This is a genomic window from Leeuwenhoekiella blandensis MED217 (assembly GCF_000152985.1).
GTDB classification, from domain to species: Bacteria; Bacteroidota; Bacteroidia; order Flavobacteriales; family Flavobacteriaceae; genus Leeuwenhoekiella; species Leeuwenhoekiella blandensis.
On record NZ_CH672395.1, the window covers coordinates 211,872 to 227,748 of the forward strand.

Below are 15,877 nucleotides of genomic sequence, written 5' to 3' on the forward strand. Positions count from 1 at the left end.
AAAATAAATCATTTCATAAGATTCGCCAGATTTATTTGTGCATATTGTAAGAGCATAATGGTTTTGGCATCCTTGATTTCTCCCGATTTTATTAGTGCTAAAGCTTCAGTAAAGCTATATTCTAGAACCTCAATATTTTCGGTTTCATCGGCAGCACCACCACCTTCTGATACTTTTTGATCTTCAGTATATGCTGCAATAAAGAAATGGAGAATTTCGGTTACAGATCCCGGTGACATATAGGATTCAAATACCTTTTCAACCGTTTTGATGCGGTAGCCGGTTTCTTCTTCGATCTCTTTAATGATAGCGGTTTTGGGATCGTTTTCATCCAGCAAACCGGCACAGGCTTCGATCATCATGCCGTCTTTATTCTTATTGAGATACGTGGGCATTCTAAACTGTCGTGTGAGAATTACCGTTTGCCGCTCGAGATTATAAAGTAAAACCACCGCGCCATTGCCACGGTCATAGGCTTCGCGCGATTGCTTTTCCCAAGTGTTTTGATTGTTGAGGTATTCAAAATCAACCTTCTTTAGCGTATACCAATTGTCAGACAGTATACTCACGTTCATATTTCTTACCTTATCGTTCATTCATCTATAAGTTTTAGGGCTATTTGAAAGGTTGTTCCTTTGTTGAGTTCGCTTTGCAACACACGCACTTGGCCATCATGATATTCTTCAATAATGCGTTTAGTAAGTGATAAGCCCAGTCCCCAACCTCGTTTTTTGGTTGTATAACCCGGTTCAAAAATGGTATTGAAGTTCATTTTTGGGATTCCTTTACCGGTGTCTGAAATTAAAATTTTTGCGTAGCGGGTGTCGCGTTTTATGGTTAATGTGAGTTTACCTTTTCCTTTCATCGCATCAATGGCATTCTTGACCAAGTTCTCAATGCTCCAGGCATAAAGTTCTTTATTGAGCATCACAAAAAGCTGTCCGCGGGGGACGTCTATCTCAAAATCAATGAGTTTTGAACTGCGATTGGCCAGGTATTCAAACGCGTCTTGCGTTTCGGTAATGATATTTTTAGGATCAAGTTTTGGGATACTTCCTATTTGTGAAAATCTACCGGTAATAATTTCGAGTCGGTTTATGTCTTTGTTGATCTCTTCAATATAATCGGGATTCACATGTTCGGCCTTTAAAATTTCGGTCCATCCAACGAGCGAAGAAAGCGGCGTGCCTATTTGATGCGCTGTTTCTTTGGCCATTCCTGCCCATAAGGAGTTTTGTTCAGAAGCTTTTGAAGTCGCATAGAAGAAATAGATCACCGCGATAAAAAGGATCACGATAATAACCAGCACTACCGGGAAAAACTTTAATTGATTGATCACCGGAGAGTGCCCGTAGTAGGCGTACCAGAGTTCACCACCTAGAATATCGATGCGTATGGGGTCATTTTCGGCAGCCATTTCGAGCAGTAATTCTTGAGACCGTGCCGGATTTTCAAGAATGTTCTCGGGTATGTTAATGCTGTTTACAATACTGTCCTTGTAATCGGTAATGATTATCGGGATGTATTGGTTTTTTGAATTTATCTTTTGACTTAGCGCATAATACTGGTTGATGTCTTCGGTGTTAAAGGCTTCCATAGACGTAGCCCAAATTTCCATACGGTCCCGTTCTGACTGTTTGAGTTGGTCAAAAAATAAGGAGACATTCCAAAGAATAAGCGCAGTAATGACCACCGCTGCAAAAATGATAAACCAGCGAATAAAACGCTGATCTTTATTAAAATTCATAGGATTCGTTTCTTTGAAGCTCGTGTTTAGGTTAAGCCTATTGCTGCGTCTTGAATAAAGCGCAAATGCAAGGTGGCACTCGAACTAAATATAAAATATTTCTAATACAATTATTGTTTTCAAAACGGTTTTAAGAATACTATCGTATGCCTACCTTTGCCAAATGAGCACCGAAACACTTTCTATAGACCCTAAAACTTCAGAGAATGCCAGGATTTATGGCCTTTTATCTGCTGCTGTGGGGCCGCGTCCTATTGCTTTTGCAAGTACTTTAGATGCTGAAGGCAAACCCAATCTGGCGCCGTATAGTTTTTTTAATGTGTTCAGTTCAAATCCGCCTATTGTTGTGTTTTCGCCTGTGCGTAGGGGGAGAGACAATACCACAAAGCATACGTTAGATAATATTCTTGCGACCAGAGAAGTTGTGATCAATATGGTGAATTATGCGATGGTGCAGCAAATGTCTCTGGCAAGTACAGAATATGAAGCCGGCGTAGATGAGTTTATCAAAGCAGGTTTTAGCAAAGCGCATTCAGAAGCGGTGAAACCTTTTCGCGTGAAAGAAGCTCCGGTACAATTAGAATGTAAGGTAAATGAGGTTGTCGCTTTGGGAACCGAAGGAGGCTCCGGGAATCTTGTCGTTTGCGAGGTGCTCAGAATTCATATCAAAAAGGAGGTGTTGACCGAAGCAGAAACAATCGATGAGCATAAAATCGATCTTGTAGCGCGTATGGGAGGTAATTGGTACACGCGTGCTATAGACGGCATGTTTGAAGTGCCCAAGCCGTTGCGCAATCTTGGGGTTGGTGTAGATGCGTTGCCGGAAGCGGTACGATTGAGTACTGTGCTTAGCGGAAACGATCTGGGAAGATTGGGCAATATCGCAGCTTTACCGGATGCCGAAGCTGTAAAGGTATTTTTAGCTGAAAATCAAGACTTGAAAGAAGTGGTAAACTCAGGTGATCAGGAACGCTTGCATCAAGCAATTAAAGAATTAGTAAATCAAGATAGAACGGGCGATGCCTGGAAATTAATTTTAGCCTAATTTTAAAAGGCTTATCATATAAACAAAACAACAGAAATGGAAGTACAGGGAAAAATTAAATTGATTGGAGACGTACAAACCTTTGGGAACAATGGTTTTAGAAAGCGCGAAGTTGTTGTAACTACCGAAGAACAATACCCACAGCCTATAATGGTTGAATTTGTACAGGACAAGACCGACTTGTTGAACAACTTTAACATTGGGCAAAATGTAAAAATAAGCATCAATCTTAGAGGTCGCGAGTGGGTGAATCCTCAAGGAGAGACCAAATATTTTAATAGCATACAAGGTTGGAGAATCGAAAGTCTTGAAAGCGCAGCACCATCTGCAGGAATGCCACCGGTACCACCAGCAGACCAGTTTGAGCCGGCTTCAGATTTTGATGATGACGATCACGACGATTTGCCTTTCTAAAAAGTGCGTTAAACTAGAATAAAACCCCCGATACTTTTAGTAAGTTTCGGGGGTTCTTCATTTTATTTAATAATCGAGGTTTAATGCTCCAAGGCTAGTTTACTGCATAAAAAAAAGCTCTTGGTACAAGAGCTTTTAATTGGTTTTAGGTTAACCTATTCTTAAACTAAAAAAGCAATGATGAACAAAATTTTTAAATAGGTTATTATAAATTTCGGTAAAAAATCGGAATTAATCAAAATTTTGTATTCATTTTTATCAAAATCATAAAGTATCATATTCATTAACTCCAATCAGCCGTTTCCTGATTACCGCTTTGCAGATGAAGACGGGTTGCTTGCTGTGGGGGCAGACCTAAGTTCGGCACGACTCGTTGACGCCTATTCTAAAGGGATATTCCCGTGGTATAATGATGGCCAACCGGTTTTATGGTGGTCGCCCGACCCCAGAATGGTTTTGATTCCTCAGGAAATTCATATTTCAAAATCAATGCGTAAAGTGCTGCGTGAAGCAGCATTTAAGGTGACGTATAACACCCGTTTTCTTGATGTGATCTTAAATTGCAAACGGATTGAGCGCGAGGGACAGCATGGCACCTGGATCACAAACGATATGGTTGAAGCTTATTTAAATCTTCATAAATTAGGTTATGCCCAGTCTGTAGAGGTGTGGCAAGATGAGGAGCTCGTAGGTGGTTTGTACGGTGTAAATTTAAAAGACAAGCAGGTTTTTTGTGGCGAAAGCATGTTTTCAAAAGTGAGTAATGCCAGTAAAGTGGCGTTTATTTCTTTGGCTCAAAAACTTACGCAACAGGATTACAAGCTTATCGACTGCCAAGTGTATACCGCTCATCTTGAAAGTTTGGGGGCTAAAGAAATCTCAAGAGAAGAATTTCTGTCTTACTTAGGCTAGTTTTTATTCGATTCTAAAAGCTGGCGTGCTCAAACTAAGCATAACTTTCTCCTAATCGCTCAAGGTTTTACCCCGAGGCTTTTAACTTCAGCATATCTAAAACAATCTACCTCGTGATCGTTAACCATTCCGGTCGCTTGCATATGCGCATAGACTACCGTCGAACCGGTAAATTTAAAACCACGTTTTTTTAGGTCTTTTGATAGCGCGTCACTTATTGCTGTAGTTGCCGGAGCTTCTTTGTAAATTTTCACCGAATTCTGAACAGGCTTATGGTTGACAAAACTCCAGATGTATTTTGAAAAACTACCAAATTCTTCCTGAATTTCTATAAAAGCCTGTGCATTGCTAACGGTAGCTTTTACCTTTAATTTATTTCTGATGATTCCGGGGTTTTGAAGCAGCGCTTCCAGTTTGGCTTCAGAATAACACGCTATCTTTTTATAGTCAAAGTCATCAAGTGCTTCGCGGAAGTTTTCGCGCTTGCGCAAAATCGTGATCCAACTTAAACCCGCCTGAAAAGTTTCTAAAATCAAAAACTCAAAAATCGTTTGATCGTCATAAACAGGAACGCCCCATTCTTGATCGTGGTACGCCTCATAAAGCGGGTCGCCCACACACCAGCCACATCTTTGTTTTGTCATAATTCAAAGTAAATTACTTCAGGGCGAGCCTTGGAGTATTAATCCCTTTGGCGGCGCCAATTAAAAATTAAAGGTATACATTTTTAAAACGCATCAAAGCACTTTGGATTGTAAGTTGGTTTATAAAAAACCGACTTTTGTTCTATGACTATTACAACCTTAGAACGACAAGAATTGGTGACCGAAGCGCTTAAGAATGCATTAACCTATGCAGATTATCGCTTACTGGTTGCAAAGCACGCCGAAGCTTTTACAAGTACGGGACATACACAAACCGAAGCCTTATCAAATTATACGGTACTCAATGACCGCCGGATGAAGCGCTGGGATAAAACGCTCAAGTTTACGCAGGAGCAGGAGGAAGCTTTAAAAGCCTACACAAAGCCGGTAAACTGGTTAGTACTTACCGAAAGTTGGTGTGGCGACGCTCCCGCAGCCGTTGCGGTGATGCATAAAATGGCACAACTTCAGCCTGCGATCAATTTTAATCTGGTATTGCGTGATGATCACCCGCAATTGATGGACGCGTTTTTGACCAATGGCGGAAAAGCAATTCCTAAGTTGATCGTTCAGGATCCTGAGAATAATGCGGTGGTAACAAGTTGGGGTTCACGCTCCAAAGCCGCGCAACAACTCGTCACAGATTTTAAAGCAGAAAACGAAGCGATAACGCCAGAGTTTATCAATACGCTCCAGAAATGGTATAACGATAACAAAGGGCAGGCGATAGTTGAAGAATTGCTTGAGATCTTAAAAGCCTTTAACCTTGAAACTCAAAACTGATCGAACCTAGTTGCGATTCTCGCTTACTGGAGTTAAAAATCGCTTGTTTAGCATATTCTAAGGCTTGATCTACAAGACAGCCGTTTGAAGTGCTCGACGCATTTTTATTAAAGGTAACTTTAGAAACGCCGCCTGCGCCACTCACTTGAATGTTAATGACCACGCGTCCTGTTGCATCACAGGTATAAACGGGATTAGGGATTTGGATGGCGTTTCGGTCTTTGAGTTGATAGTTTACTGTACTGCGACGATTGCTAGACGTGTTTACTTTTGAGACTTCTTCTGTGTTTTCTGAAGTGCCGGCAGATTGTTGTGCCGCGCGTTTTTGACGCAAGAGTGCAATACGCTCTCTGTAATCGGGAAAGGCTTCCTCATCACCATCAGAATCCTCTGAGGGATCTGCGGTTTCGGTATCGCTTTTTAAGGCGTTGTCGCGTTCATCTTGTTGGCTGAAGAAACGATTGGCTTCGCGTACCAATCTACTGCTGCTTTGTGCTTGATTGGTGATTTGCTGTGTTTGTAACACTTCTTCTTCGGTCTGCTCCAAAAGTTCTTCCTCAATAACTTCTTCTTCAATGATAGGAATCGGAATAAATTCTTCTACTTGTGAAGTGTCATAAGGTTTGATGGTAAAAAACAAAAAGATAACTGCAAGAATACTGGCACCGCTAAAGGTGATCAACATCGCTTTATCTTCAGGTGAAAGTTTCATCAGTATAAAAATACAAAAACGCCGAATGCGTGGTTGTTAAACAAAACGGAAGAGCTGTTAACTAATTGTTTGAAGCTTCAGCTTGTTGTAAAGCAGCTTCAAATGCCTCTAACGAAGTGGCATCTATCACATCAAAATCTCCAATTTTTGTTCTGCGCAAAGCGGAAAGATGCCCGCCGCTATTTAATGCTTTTCCAAAATCGTGAGCTAGAGATCTTATGTAAGTGCCTTTACTGCAACGCACCCTAAAATCAACCTCAGGAAGTTCGATTCTTGTGATCTCAAAGGCTGAAACTTCAACTGTTCTGCTGGGAATTTCAACTTTCTCACCCGCGCGCGCAAACTCGTACAAACGCTTTCCGTCTTTCTTCAATGCGGAAAAAACCGGCGGTTGCTGCTGTATGCTTCCTGTAAATTGAGCAGTAGTTTTTTTTATGAGTTCGTCATTCAAATGAGCTGTAGGGAAAGTTTGATCAATCTCCGTTTCCAGGTCATAAGAAGGTGTAGTAGCACCTAACACGATGGTGCCTGTATATTCTTTCTCTTGCCCCATAAATTCTTCAATACGCTTGGTGAATTTACCGGTGCAGATGATAAGCAGGCCCGTAGCTAAGGGGTCTAAAGTACCCGCGTGACCCACCTTAATTTTTTTGATTTTATAGGTCTTGCGTATCAACCAACGCACTTTGTTTACCAGTTGGAATGAGGTCCAATTGAGCGGCTTGTCAAAAAGTAAAACCTGACCTTCTTTAAAATATTCTTCGGTAAACTGCATAATGTGTTTTTGTAATGCTTCGGTTTACAGGTTGTAATACCCAAAACTTACGGCGATGATACCTACGATAAGGCAATAGATGGCAAACCAAGAAAGTTTACTCTTTTTAACCAATTTGATCATCCAGGTACAAGCGATAAGTCCGCTGATGAATGCAGCAACAAAACCTATAGAAAGTGCTGTGAAATTACCAGATTCGGTTGTGATCTCACCGCTAAGCAGGTCTTTTGCGATCTTTCCGAATATAAGGGGAACCACCATCAAAAACGAAAAACGTGCGGCTTTACTTTTGTCATTTCCTAATAAAACCGAAGTCGAGATGGTTGCACCACTTCTGGAAATCCCGGGTAGCATGGCAATGGCTTGCGCGATACCAATTGTAAAAGCGTTGCTATAACTTACCGGCTTTTGGGTGTCTTTAGCCTTATCTGCCAGCCATAGTAAAAGTGCGGTAATGATAAGCATCATTCCTACCAGCAGAATGTTTCCGCCAAAAAGACTTTCTAATTGTTCTTCAAAAAATAAACCGATGATCACAGCAGGAATCATAGAGATGATGATTTTTACAGAAAACTGCATTTCATCATTCCATTTAAACTGAAACAAGCCTTTGAGAATGTCAAAAATATCCTTTCTAAAAACTACGATCGTACTCAAAGCGGTTGCAAAATGCAAAACCACAGTAAAGAGTAAGCTTTCTTCAGGCAGGGTGCTGTCGCCCAAAATAGCTTTTCCGAGTTCAAGATGACCGCTTGAAGAAACCGGTAAAAATTCGGTAAGGCCTTGAATGATTCCGAGAATTATCGCATCGATTATATCCATTTACTAGATGTAGGTAAGTTAGTTGGTGTTTTTATTCTTATCAGGATTCAGTAAAATCGCATAGACTTCAATACCAAAACCAATCAAAACCAAAGCAGGCGCCAGGCGTATACGTCTCCAGTTGTAAATTTCCGGATTGAAAACATTAGGATCATCACTACCACCGCCAGACATCAGGATAAAACCAAGTGCGATCACACCAAGTCCTATCAACATCACCTTGTAGTTTTTCTTCTTAAAAATAAAACTGCTACGGTGCAGTTCGTTTTGCTTTTTTCGTTTTTGTTCTCCCATGCTAAAAGGGTTAAAAATTATGTTTGGAAAGAGCTGTTGATCTAAAAGCTCTTATCTAATGTCTCAAGTCTAATAATAGAGCTCGTCTGTTCTTAAATTCAAAAAGCGTTGAGTAGCCAAAAACGTGCTAAACCACGTGATGATCATACTCGCTACAAAAACGCCTACAAATAAAATAGCCAGAATCATAGGGTCTGCCAGCAATTCTAACTCAGGGAAGGTTTGGTTTAAATAATACAAAACCGCAGCCATTCCTGCGAGTGCGATTACTGCGCCTACCATTCCTAATTTCATACTCAGCCAGATAAACGGGCGGCGAATGAACCCCTTGGTCGCGCCCACCATTTGCATCGTTTTAATCGTAAAACGCTTAGAATATACCGAAAGACGTATCGCAGAGTTGATGAGCAATACCGCGATGAGCGTAAACACACCGCTGATGATCATCACCCACAAACTTATTTTTTTGATGTTATCGTTAAGCAGCGAGATCAAAGGCTGGTCATAATTTACTTCTTCTACAAAGTCTTTAGCAAGTAAATTATCTGCGATTTCTTTAACCTGAGCCGCATCAACAAAATCGGCTTTGAGATAGACGTCAATGGAATTTTGCAGCGGGTTGTAGCCCAAAAAGTCCATAAAATTCTCGCCTATTTCTTTGCTGTGTTCTTCGGCAGCTTCTTCTTTAGAAACAAACTGCGTCGACTTGGTGTAATCGGCTAGGGCAAGTGTTTTTTCCAATTGTTTGATCTCAACATCTTTTGCATCATCCTTTAAATAAATCGTCAATGCGATCTGTTCTTTAAAATGATCGGCAACTTTTTTAGAGTTGAGCACAAGAAGGCCCAGTAATCCCAATAAGAAAAGTACCAGCGCAATACTTAAAATCACCGAAAAATACGAGGAGATCAGTCTGCGACGTTGAAACTTTTCAAAGGATGATGCCATGCTGCTGCGTAAAATTTAATGCGATTCGTGGACAAAAATACTAAAGTTCGTGCTTCTTAAACGCACGCTTGGCGCATTTTGTATTTTTATACTGAAGCAATTCGCGCGTTTAGCACCAATACTGGCGTTATCGGTTTAAAATGAAGTGCTTAAACTCTTATTACAAACGTTTATGAATATTTTAATCTACGGAATAGGTGGCGTTGGAGGCTATTTTGGCGGAAAACTCACCAAAACTAAGAATCACGTGACGTTTATTGCTCGCGGAAAACACCTGGAAGCGATTCAAAAAAACGGATTAGAAGTCACAAGTTATAAAGGTGATTTTGTAGCTGAACCCGATTTGGCTACTGACGATTTAAACGAAATCCCAACGTCTAATCTTGTGATTTTAGGAGTAAAATCGTGGCAGGTTCCCGAGACGATTGAAGCTTTAAAGCCTTATGTGAACGCCGAAACGCTGTTTCTGCCGTTACAAAACGGAGCTTCTAATGCTGAAAAAATTCTTGAAGTATTGCCTGATGCTCAGGTTTTGGGTGGTTTATGTAGAATAGTTGCATTTAAAGACGGTCCGGGAAAAATAAAGCATCCTACTTTTGAACCCAGCATCACCTTTGGTGAACTCGACGGAAGCCTTTCTGAACGAGCAAAAGAACTTCAAGCATTATTTGAAGAAGCCGGTTTTACAGCGCATTTGGTTAAAGATATTCAAGTAGAGATCTGGAAGAAATTTCTATTCATTTGTACCATAAGCGGTATTGGTGGTTTGACGCGTGTGCCTATGGGTAAAATACGTTCGAGTGCTTATTTATTTAAAATGATGCAAGACACCGCACAGGAGATTTTTAATGTAGCCAAAGCAAAAGGAATTGCACTTACCGAAAAACATATGAAATCGGTATTTGAGGCGATCCAGAATCAAGGCGCAGAGGTGACTGCTTCTACGCAACGCGATATTATGGAGGGTAAACCCAGCGAACTCAACAACTTTAACGGCTACATTGTGCGCGAAGGAAAGCGTCTAGGTGTTTCTGTGCCGGTAAACGAGATGATCTTTGAGTGTTTATTGCCAATGGAAAAAGAGGCAAGATCCTAGAAAACCTCGAGTAAACTCCCTTAGGGCAGACCCACGTGGCATTCGTTCCGAACAAATTTTCAATTTCGTGACATCCCGAAAGCTTTCGGGACGGAGTATTTAACCCTTTGGCGGTGCCAAAAAACCGGTCTGCTTAAATCGCTTTTAAATCGTTAAATTTGCCGCTCATTAAAATGCGCAGTGCGCAAAGCAATACACGGTAATGAACTACGATTTTAACGCGATAGAAGAAAAATGGCAAGAGTACTGGAGTGATCACGGTACTTTTCAGGCAAAAAATAACAGCGACAAGCCAAAATATTATGTGCTCGATATGTTTCCGTATCCATCAGGTGCGGGACTGCACGTTGGGCATCCGCTGGGATATATTGCCAGTGATATTTATGCGCGTTACAAGCGTCATCAAGGGTTTAATGTGTTGCATCCGCAGGGGTATGATTCGTTTGGTCTTCCGGCAGAGCAATATGCGATTCAAACCGGGCAACACCCTGCAATTACTACCGAAACTAACATTGCCCGTTACCGCGAGCAATTAGATAAAATAGGATTTTCATTCGATTGGAGTCGCGAGGTGCGCACTTCAAATCCGGAATATTACAAATGGACACAATGGATTTTCATTCAGCTTTTTGAAAGTTGGTATAACAACGATACCAACCAGGCAGAGCATATTGACACGCTGATCGCCAAGTTTGAAGCCGAAGGAAATGCTTCGGTAAATGCAGTATGCGATGAGGATGTTGAAACCTTTACCGCTGAAGAATGGAATTCCGCTTCCGCGAAAGCAAAACAAGAACTTCTTTTAAAATATAGATTAACCTATCTGGCAGAAACCGAAGTAAACTGGTGTCCTGCGTTGGGTACGGTTTTGGCAAACGATGAGATCGTGAACGGCGTTTCAGAACGTGGCGGGCATCCTGTGGTGCGCAAAAAAATGACGCAGTGGAGTATGCGTATCAGCGCTTATGCACAGCGTTTGCTAGACGGTTTGCAATATATTGACTGGCCACAGCCGCTTAAAGACTCGCAAACCAACTGGATCGGGCGTTCAAAAGGAGCCTCGGTACAGTTTAAGATTAAAGATTCAGAAGAGACTATTTCAGTATTTACCACGCGTCCCGATACCATTTTTGGGGTGACGTTTATGACACTAGCGCCGGAATTAGACCTTGTAAAAGAAATAACAACTCCAGAGCAAAAAGCTGAGGTTGATGCCTATATCGAAGCTACTGCAAAGCGTAGCGAGCGCGAGCGTATGGCCGATGTAAAAACCATTTCTGGTGCATTTACCGGTGCGTATGCCGAGCATCCCTTTACAAAAGAGCCGATTCCGATCTGGATTGGTGACTACGTGTTGGCTGGTTATGGAACCGGTGCTGTGATGGCGGTTCCTTGTGGAGATCAACGCGACTGGGATTTTGCAACGCATTTCAACATTCCGATCAAGAATATTTTTGACGGAGTCGATATCAGCGAACAAGCCTATGCTGAAAAAGATGCAACTCCGCTTAAAGATTCAGATTTCTTAAATGGACTGGCATACAAGCAAGCATTGCCAAAAGCGATTGAAGCATTAGAAAAATTAGGTGCCGGAAAAGGGAAAGTAAATTACCGTTTGCGCGACGCGGTGTTTAGCCGTCAGCGTTATTGGGGAGAGCCGTTCCCGGTGTATTATGTAGATGGAATGCCTCAAATGATTGATGCAGCGCATTTACCGATTCACTTGCCGGAAGTAGAAAAATATTTACCTACCGAAGAAGGCGAGCCGCCACTAGGTCGCGCCGATGTTTGGGCGTGGGATATCCAAGCCAATGCAGTCGTGAGCAATGACAAGATCGATCACGAGACGGTTTTTCCTTTAGAGTTGAATACGATGCCGGGTTGGGCAGGAAGCAGCTGGTATTTTTTCAGATATATGGAGAAAGCTCTGCGCGACGAAGCTTTTGCCTCAGAAGAAGCGATGGAGTATTGGCAAAATGTGGACCTCTATATTGGAGGTAGCGAGCACGCAACAGGGCATTTATTGTACAGCCGTTTTTGGGTGAAATTCCTTAAAGACCGTGGTTTTGCACCTGTGGAAGAGCCTTTCAAAAAGCTGATCAATCAGGGGATGATTTTGGGAACTAGTGCTTTTGTGTATCGCATTGAGGGTGAAAATAAATTTATTTCCGCTCAAAGCAAGAAAGACTTATCTGTACAACCCATCCACGCGCCTGTGGAGTTTGTAAACGCATCTGATGAGTTGGATGTAGAGGCATTTAAAAACTGGAGACCAGAATTTAAGGATGCTGAATTTGTTCTTGAAAACGGAGTTTATAAAGTAGGTCGCGAAGTCGAAAAAATGTCTAAATCCAAATACAACGTGGTGAATCCCGATGATATTTGTGAGGAGTACGGGGCTGATACGTTGCGTATGTATGAGATGTTTTTAGGTCCATTAGAGCAGGCAAAACCTTGGAATACTGCAGGAATTACGGGAGTACATAACTTCCTTAAAAAATTATGGAAGCTATACCATCAGGTAGATAAAGCAGGAAATCTAGGTGACTTTGAAGTTTCTGATGTGCCGGCTTCTAAAGAGGCGATGAAAACCTTGCATAAAACCATCAAGAAGGTACAGGAAGATATTGAGAACTTCAGTTTTAATACTTCGGTTTCTACGTTTATGATCGCAGTTAACGAACTCGCTGCTGCAAAATGTAACAACCGTGAAGTGCTGGAGCCATTGGCGGTGTTGATTTCGCCTTACGCACCACACATCGCTGAAGAATTGTGGAGTTTGCTCGGTCACGACGAGTCGATCGCCACTGCCTCTTTCCCGGATTTTGATGAAAAGCATCTGGTAGAAAGCAGTAAAGAATATCCAATATCGTTTAATGGGAAAATGCGTTTTACGATGGAACTTCCGCTAGATCTTTCTAAAGAAGAAATTGAAAAAGCAGTACGTGCGCACGAGAAAACGCAGGAGTATTTAGGCGGTCGCGAACCGAAGAAAGTCATCGTGGTTCCCGGTAAGATCGTAAACTTTGTAGGCTAGAAATTCAGTCCTACTCTTAAAACAGAGGTTTATTTTGAGATGTTAATTCACACATTCTCAAAATAAGCCTTTTCTTTTTGACATATTCTTTCTAAGCTTCTTTTTGAGAAATACTAAATTTCTGCGCAAAGCACAAATTATGATTATTGGAGTTCCAAAAGAAATTAAAAACAATGAAAACCGTGTAGGACTCACGCCCGGTGGCGTTTTTGAACTTACCAAACGCGGGCACACGGTGTATGTTCAAAAAACAGCCGGAGAACACAGCGGCTTTACCGATGCTATTTATGAAGATGCCGGAGCAGCAATTCTTGACACGATCGAGGAGGTGTATGCCATCGCCGAAATGATCGTTAAGGTCAAAGAGCCTATTGAGCCGGAATATGACCTGGTTAAGGAAAATCAGATCGTGTTTACCTATTTTCATTTTGCCTCGAGTGAAGCGCTTACGCAGGCGATGCTCAAAAGTAAGAGCGTTTGTATTGCTTATGAAACCGTAGAAGAGTCTGATCGCAGTTTGCCCTTGCTCACCCCAATGAGTGAAGTTGCGGGACGTATGGCGATTCAGCAGGGTGCGCGTTACTTGGAAAAACCGGTAAAAGGACGTGGCGTATTGCTGGGCGGTGTTCCCGGCGTAACTCCCGGAAAAGTCCTTGTTCTAGGTGCCGGAGTCGTGGGGATTCAAGCCGCTAAAATGGCTGCCGGTCTCGGTGCACACGTTACCATTCTTGATATTAGTATGAAGCGTTTGCGTTATGTAAATGATATTATGCCGCCGCACGTGGTTACTGAGTTTTCGAATGAGTTCAACATCCGTAGACATATAAAAACCCACGATTTGATAATTGGTGGGGTGTTAATTCCGGGTGCCAAAGCGCCTAAATTGATTACCCGAGATATGCTTAAAGATATGCGACCGGGAACAGTGATCGTAGATGTGGCGGTAGATCAAGGCGGTTGTGTAGAAACTTCACGACCTACCACGCACGAAGATCCTGTATTTATCATCGATGATGTGGTGCATTATTGTGTGGCAAATATGCCGGGTGCTGTGCCGTATACATCAACCGTGGCGCTAACCAATGTGACCTTGCCGTATGTGCTCAAACTTGCTGAAAAGGGATGGACGAGAGCTTGCAAGGATCATCTGGATTTACAAAAAGGATTGAGCATTATAAAAGGCGAAGTTGTTTATGAAGAAATATCTGAAGCTTTTGATTTACCCTTTAAACCTGTAGCAGAATTTTTATAGTTTACGTCAAAACGGCAGAAGCGATTTTCGGCGTATTTATTGCTAATTATTCTTTAGTTTTAAAACACTAAAAATTCAAAAAACATGATAACAGGAGGATATATGGGCTACTACATTTTGGTGGGTGTGATCGCACTGATCAGTTGGGCCGTAAGCAATAAATTAAAAAGTAAGTTTAAAGAATACTCGCAGATACATCTACAAAACGGGATGAGCGGGGCTGAGATCGCGCGCAAAATGCTAAGCGATAACGGAATTACCGATGTAAAGGTAATTTCGGTTCAAGGGCAGTTAACAGACCATTATAACCCTGCAAAAAAGACCGTTAACCTTAGTGAGCCGGTTTATAATCAGCGCAACGCCGCTGCGGCTGCTGTTGCAGCACACGAGTGTGGTCACGCGGTACAACATGCTAAGGCCTACAGTTGGTTAACCATGCGTTCTAAATTGGTTCCTGTAGTGAGTGTGGCGTCGCGTATGTCGATGTTTGTGATTATTGGAGGGGTTGTTTTAATGTCGATCATTGGGTCTGGTCTTGGGATGACCGTAGCTATCATTGGTTTAGGGCTTTTTGCAATGGGAACCTTGTTTTCATTCATCACACTTCCTGTGGAATATGATGCAAGTAACCGTGCATTGGCGTGGTTAGAATCGGCTAATATGTTGACACCAAGAGAACACGACGGAGCTAAAGATGCACTTAAATGGGCCGCCCGCACGTATGTAGTCGCTGCGATTGGTTCGTTAGCCACCTTATTATACTTCGCATTGCAGATTTTAGGAAGTAGAAGATAAGTTTGAAACTTAGAAGAATTAAGAACCCATTTCATTTAATTGGAATGGGTTTTTTTGTGTAACTTCAAGCTATAAAGTTTTGAAAATGTGGACTAAAACTAAAATATTAAAACAGTTAGAACATCTTCCGGAAGAGTTTTCAATAGATCAATTGATTGAACAGCTTTTGAATTCTGAAGATGAAGGTGTGCGCTTTTCAAAAGAGGATTTAATATCTCGTGTTAATGAATCTGAAGATGATTATACTCAAGGCCGAGTACAATCTTTGAAAGATTTAAATAAAACATCAGAAACGTGGTGACGAAATTATGCGTATTCTCTGGTCTCAATTTGCAATTGATCGCTTAAAGGAAAGTTTTGAGTATTATGCAGAGCATGTAAATAAGCGTGTAGCCCATAAAATAAGAACTGAAATTTTAAGTGCTTCCAAGTATTTAGAGAAACATCCGGAGTCAGGTCAAATTGAAGAAAACCTCAAATCTTTAAAATTTACGTATCGTTATATTCTGGTAAGTAACTATAAAATTATTTATAGAATAGTGGATGGAGATACAATACTTATCAATGATGTTTTTGACGTGCGACGTGATCCAGATAAGAT

Annotated in this window: 18 protein-coding genes; 10 read left to right on the forward strand and 8 right to left on the reverse strand. The window is 41.6% G+C overall.

The window, feature by feature from the left end; genetic code table 11:
• Positions 1 to 8: 8 nt before the first annotated feature.
• Complete coding sequence (locus tag MED217_RS00935) at positions 9 to 596, reverse strand: NUDIX domain-containing protein (RefSeq protein WP_009778586.1); 588 nt, start codon at positions 594 to 596, stop codon at positions 9 to 11.
• Positions 593 to 1,747 (reverse strand): sensor histidine kinase, encoded by a 1,155-nt coding sequence (locus MED217_RS00940; protein ID WP_009778587.1) that lies wholly within the window; start codon positions 1,745 to 1,747, stop codon positions 593 to 595. The genes MED217_RS00935 and MED217_RS00940 overlap by 4 nt, the downstream gene beginning before the upstream one ends.
• Positions 1,748 to 1,910: 163 nt before the next feature.
• Between MED217_RS00940 and MED217_RS00945 the strand changes: the two genes are divergently transcribed.
• From MED217_RS00945 to aat, 3 genes are all read left to right on the forward strand, one after another.
• Positions 1,911 to 2,792 carry a flavin reductase family protein gene (locus MED217_RS00945; RefSeq protein ID WP_009778588.1) on the forward strand — a complete coding sequence of 294 codons (882 nt, stop codon included), beginning with the start codon at positions 1,911 to 1,913 and terminating at the stop codon, positions 2,790 to 2,792.
• Positions 2,793 to 2,828: 36 nt separating this feature from the next.
• Positions 2,829 to 3,206: a DUF3127 domain-containing protein gene (locus MED217_RS00950; RefSeq protein ID WP_009778589.1), complete on the forward strand. Its 378-nt coding sequence runs from the start codon at positions 2,829 to 2,831 to the stop codon at positions 3,204 to 3,206.
• A 273-nt stretch (positions 3,207 to 3,479) separates the two neighbouring features.
• Entirely contained in the window at positions 3,480 to 4,118 is a 639-nt protein-coding gene (gene aat, locus MED217_RS00955; RefSeq protein WP_040532475.1) for a leucyl/phenylalanyl-tRNA--protein transferase, read from the forward strand.
• A 59-nt stretch (positions 4,119 to 4,177) separates the two neighbouring features.
• On the opposite strand, the gene MED217_RS00960 is transcribed toward aat, so the two are convergent.
• Positions 4,178 to 4,762, reverse strand: a complete 585-nt coding sequence (locus MED217_RS00960) for a DNA-3-methyladenine glycosylase I (RefSeq protein ID WP_040532477.1) — start codon at positions 4,760 to 4,762, stop codon at positions 4,178 to 4,180.
• 144 nt (positions 4,763 to 4,906) lie between these two features.
• On the opposite strand from MED217_RS00960, the gene MED217_RS00965 reads away from it, so the two are divergent.
• Entirely contained in the window at positions 4,907 to 5,545 is a 639-nt protein-coding gene (locus tag MED217_RS00965) for a thioredoxin family protein (protein ID WP_009778593.1), read from the forward strand.
• Here MED217_RS00965 and MED217_RS18410 read toward each other — a convergent pair.
• The 5 genes from MED217_RS18410 to MED217_RS00990 form a co-directional block, all read right to left on the reverse strand.
• On the reverse strand, positions 5,523 to 6,257 hold the full coding sequence (locus MED217_RS18410; RefSeq protein ID WP_009778594.1) for a hypothetical protein: 735 nt from the start codon (positions 6,255 to 6,257) through the stop codon (positions 5,523 to 5,525). The two genes, MED217_RS00965 and MED217_RS18410, sit on opposite strands and share 23 nt — an antisense overlap.
• A gap of 61 nt (positions 6,258 to 6,318) precedes the next feature.
• A complete protein-coding gene (gene truB / locus MED217_RS00975) occupies positions 6,319 to 7,032 on the reverse strand; it encodes a tRNA pseudouridine(55) synthase TruB (protein ID WP_009778595.1) in 714 nt (237 codons plus the stop codon).
• 24 nt (positions 7,033 to 7,056) lie between these two features.
• Entirely contained in the window at positions 7,057 to 7,854 is a 798-nt protein-coding gene (uppP, locus tag MED217_RS00980; RefSeq protein WP_009778596.1) for an undecaprenyl-diphosphatase UppP, read from the reverse strand.
• Positions 7,855 to 7,872: 18 nt separating this feature from the next.
• A complete protein-coding gene (locus MED217_RS00985) occupies positions 7,873 to 8,148 on the reverse strand; it encodes a DUF3098 domain-containing protein (RefSeq protein WP_009778597.1) in 276 nt (91 codons plus the stop codon).
• Positions 8,149 to 8,217: 69 nt separating this feature from the next.
• Positions 8,218 to 9,096, reverse strand: coding sequence for a cell division protein FtsX (locus MED217_RS00990; RefSeq protein ID WP_009778598.1), 879 nt, complete (start codon positions 9,094 to 9,096; stop codon positions 8,218 to 8,220).
• A gap of 172 nt (positions 9,097 to 9,268) precedes the next feature.
• Between MED217_RS00990 and MED217_RS00995 the strand changes: the two genes are divergently transcribed.
• The 6 genes from MED217_RS00995 to MED217_RS01020 all read left to right on the forward strand — a co-directional run.
• Positions 9,269 to 10,192 (forward strand): ketopantoate reductase family protein, encoded by a 924-nt coding sequence (locus tag MED217_RS00995; RefSeq protein WP_009778599.1) that lies wholly within the window; start codon positions 9,269 to 9,271, stop codon positions 10,190 to 10,192.
• Positions 10,193 to 10,394: 202 nt separating this feature from the next.
• Positions 10,395 to 13,229 carry a leucine--tRNA ligase gene (leuS, locus tag MED217_RS01000; RefSeq protein WP_009778600.1) on the forward strand — a complete coding sequence of 945 codons (2,835 nt, stop codon included), beginning with the start codon at positions 10,395 to 10,397 and terminating at the stop codon, positions 13,227 to 13,229.
• A 139-nt stretch (positions 13,230 to 13,368) separates the two neighbouring features.
• The gene (ald, locus tag MED217_RS01005) at positions 13,369 to 14,481 is read left to right on the forward strand and encodes an alanine dehydrogenase (RefSeq protein ID WP_009778601.1); all 1,113 of its coding nucleotides are present in this window, start codon (positions 13,369 to 13,371) and stop codon (positions 14,479 to 14,481) included.
• Positions 14,482 to 14,565: 84 nt separating this feature from the next.
• Complete coding sequence (locus MED217_RS01010) at positions 14,566 to 15,276, forward strand: zinc metallopeptidase (protein WP_009778602.1); 711 nt, start codon at positions 14,566 to 14,568, stop codon at positions 15,274 to 15,276.
• A gap of 85 nt (positions 15,277 to 15,361) precedes the next feature.
• Positions 15,362 to 15,577 (forward strand): SH3 domain-containing protein, encoded by a 216-nt coding sequence (locus MED217_RS01015; RefSeq protein WP_009778603.1) that lies wholly within the window; start codon positions 15,362 to 15,364, stop codon positions 15,575 to 15,577.
• A gap of 7 nt (positions 15,578 to 15,584) precedes the next feature.
• Positions 15,585 to 15,877 (forward strand): type II toxin-antitoxin system RelE/ParE family toxin (locus tag MED217_RS01020; protein ID WP_009778604.1); only part of this gene is annotated, 293 nt, incomplete at its 3' end.

Bases quoted from the DNA above. Each gene is read 5' to 3' on its own strand.
- MED217_RS00935 (WP_009778586.1), bottom strand. From the start codon at position 596: ATGAACGATAAGGTAAGAAATATGAACGTGAGTATACTGTCTGACAAT.
- MED217_RS00940 (WP_009778587.1), bottom strand. From the start codon at position 1,747: ATGAATTTTAATAAAGATCAGCGTTTTATTCGCTGGTTTATCATTTTT.
- MED217_RS00945 (WP_009778588.1), top strand. From the start codon at position 1,911: ATGAGCACCGAAACACTTTCTATAGACCCTAAAACTTCAGAGAATGCC.
- MED217_RS00950 (WP_009778589.1), top strand. From the start codon at position 2,829: ATGGAAGTACAGGGAAAAATTAAATTGATTGGAGACGTACAAACCTTT.
- MED217_RS00960 (WP_040532477.1), bottom strand. From the start codon at position 4,762: ATGACAAAACAAAGATGTGGCTGGTGTGTGGGCGACCCGCTTTATGAG.
- MED217_RS00965 (WP_009778593.1), top strand. From the start codon at position 4,907: ATGACTATTACAACCTTAGAACGACAAGAATTGGTGACCGAAGCGCTT.
- MED217_RS18410 (WP_009778594.1), bottom strand. From the start codon at position 6,257: ATGAAACTTTCACCTGAAGATAAAGCGATGTTGATCACCTTTAGCGGT.
- truB (WP_009778595.1), bottom strand. From the start codon at position 7,032: ATGCAGTTTACCGAAGAATATTTTAAAGAAGGTCAGGTTTTACTTTTT.
- uppP (WP_009778596.1), bottom strand. From the start codon at position 7,854: ATGGATATAATCGATGCGATAATTCTCGGAATCATTCAAGGCCTTACC.
- MED217_RS00985 (WP_009778597.1), bottom strand. From the start codon at position 8,148: ATGGGAGAACAAAAACGAAAAAAGCAAAACGAACTGCACCGTAGCAGT.
- MED217_RS00990 (WP_009778598.1), bottom strand. From the start codon at position 9,096: ATGGCATCATCCTTTGAAAAGTTTCAACGTCGCAGACTGATCTCCTCG.
- MED217_RS00995 (WP_009778599.1), top strand. From the start codon at position 9,269: ATGAATATTTTAATCTACGGAATAGGTGGCGTTGGAGGCTATTTTGGC.
- leuS (WP_009778600.1), top strand. From the start codon at position 10,395: ATGAACTACGATTTTAACGCGATAGAAGAAAAATGGCAAGAGTACTGG.
- ald (WP_009778601.1), top strand. From the start codon at position 13,369: ATGATTATTGGAGTTCCAAAAGAAATTAAAAACAATGAAAACCGTGTA.
- MED217_RS01010 (WP_009778602.1), top strand. From the start codon at position 14,566: ATGATAACAGGAGGATATATGGGCTACTACATTTTGGTGGGTGTGATC.
- MED217_RS01015 (WP_009778603.1), top strand. From the start codon at position 15,362: ATGTGGACTAAAACTAAAATATTAAAACAGTTAGAACATCTTCCGGAA.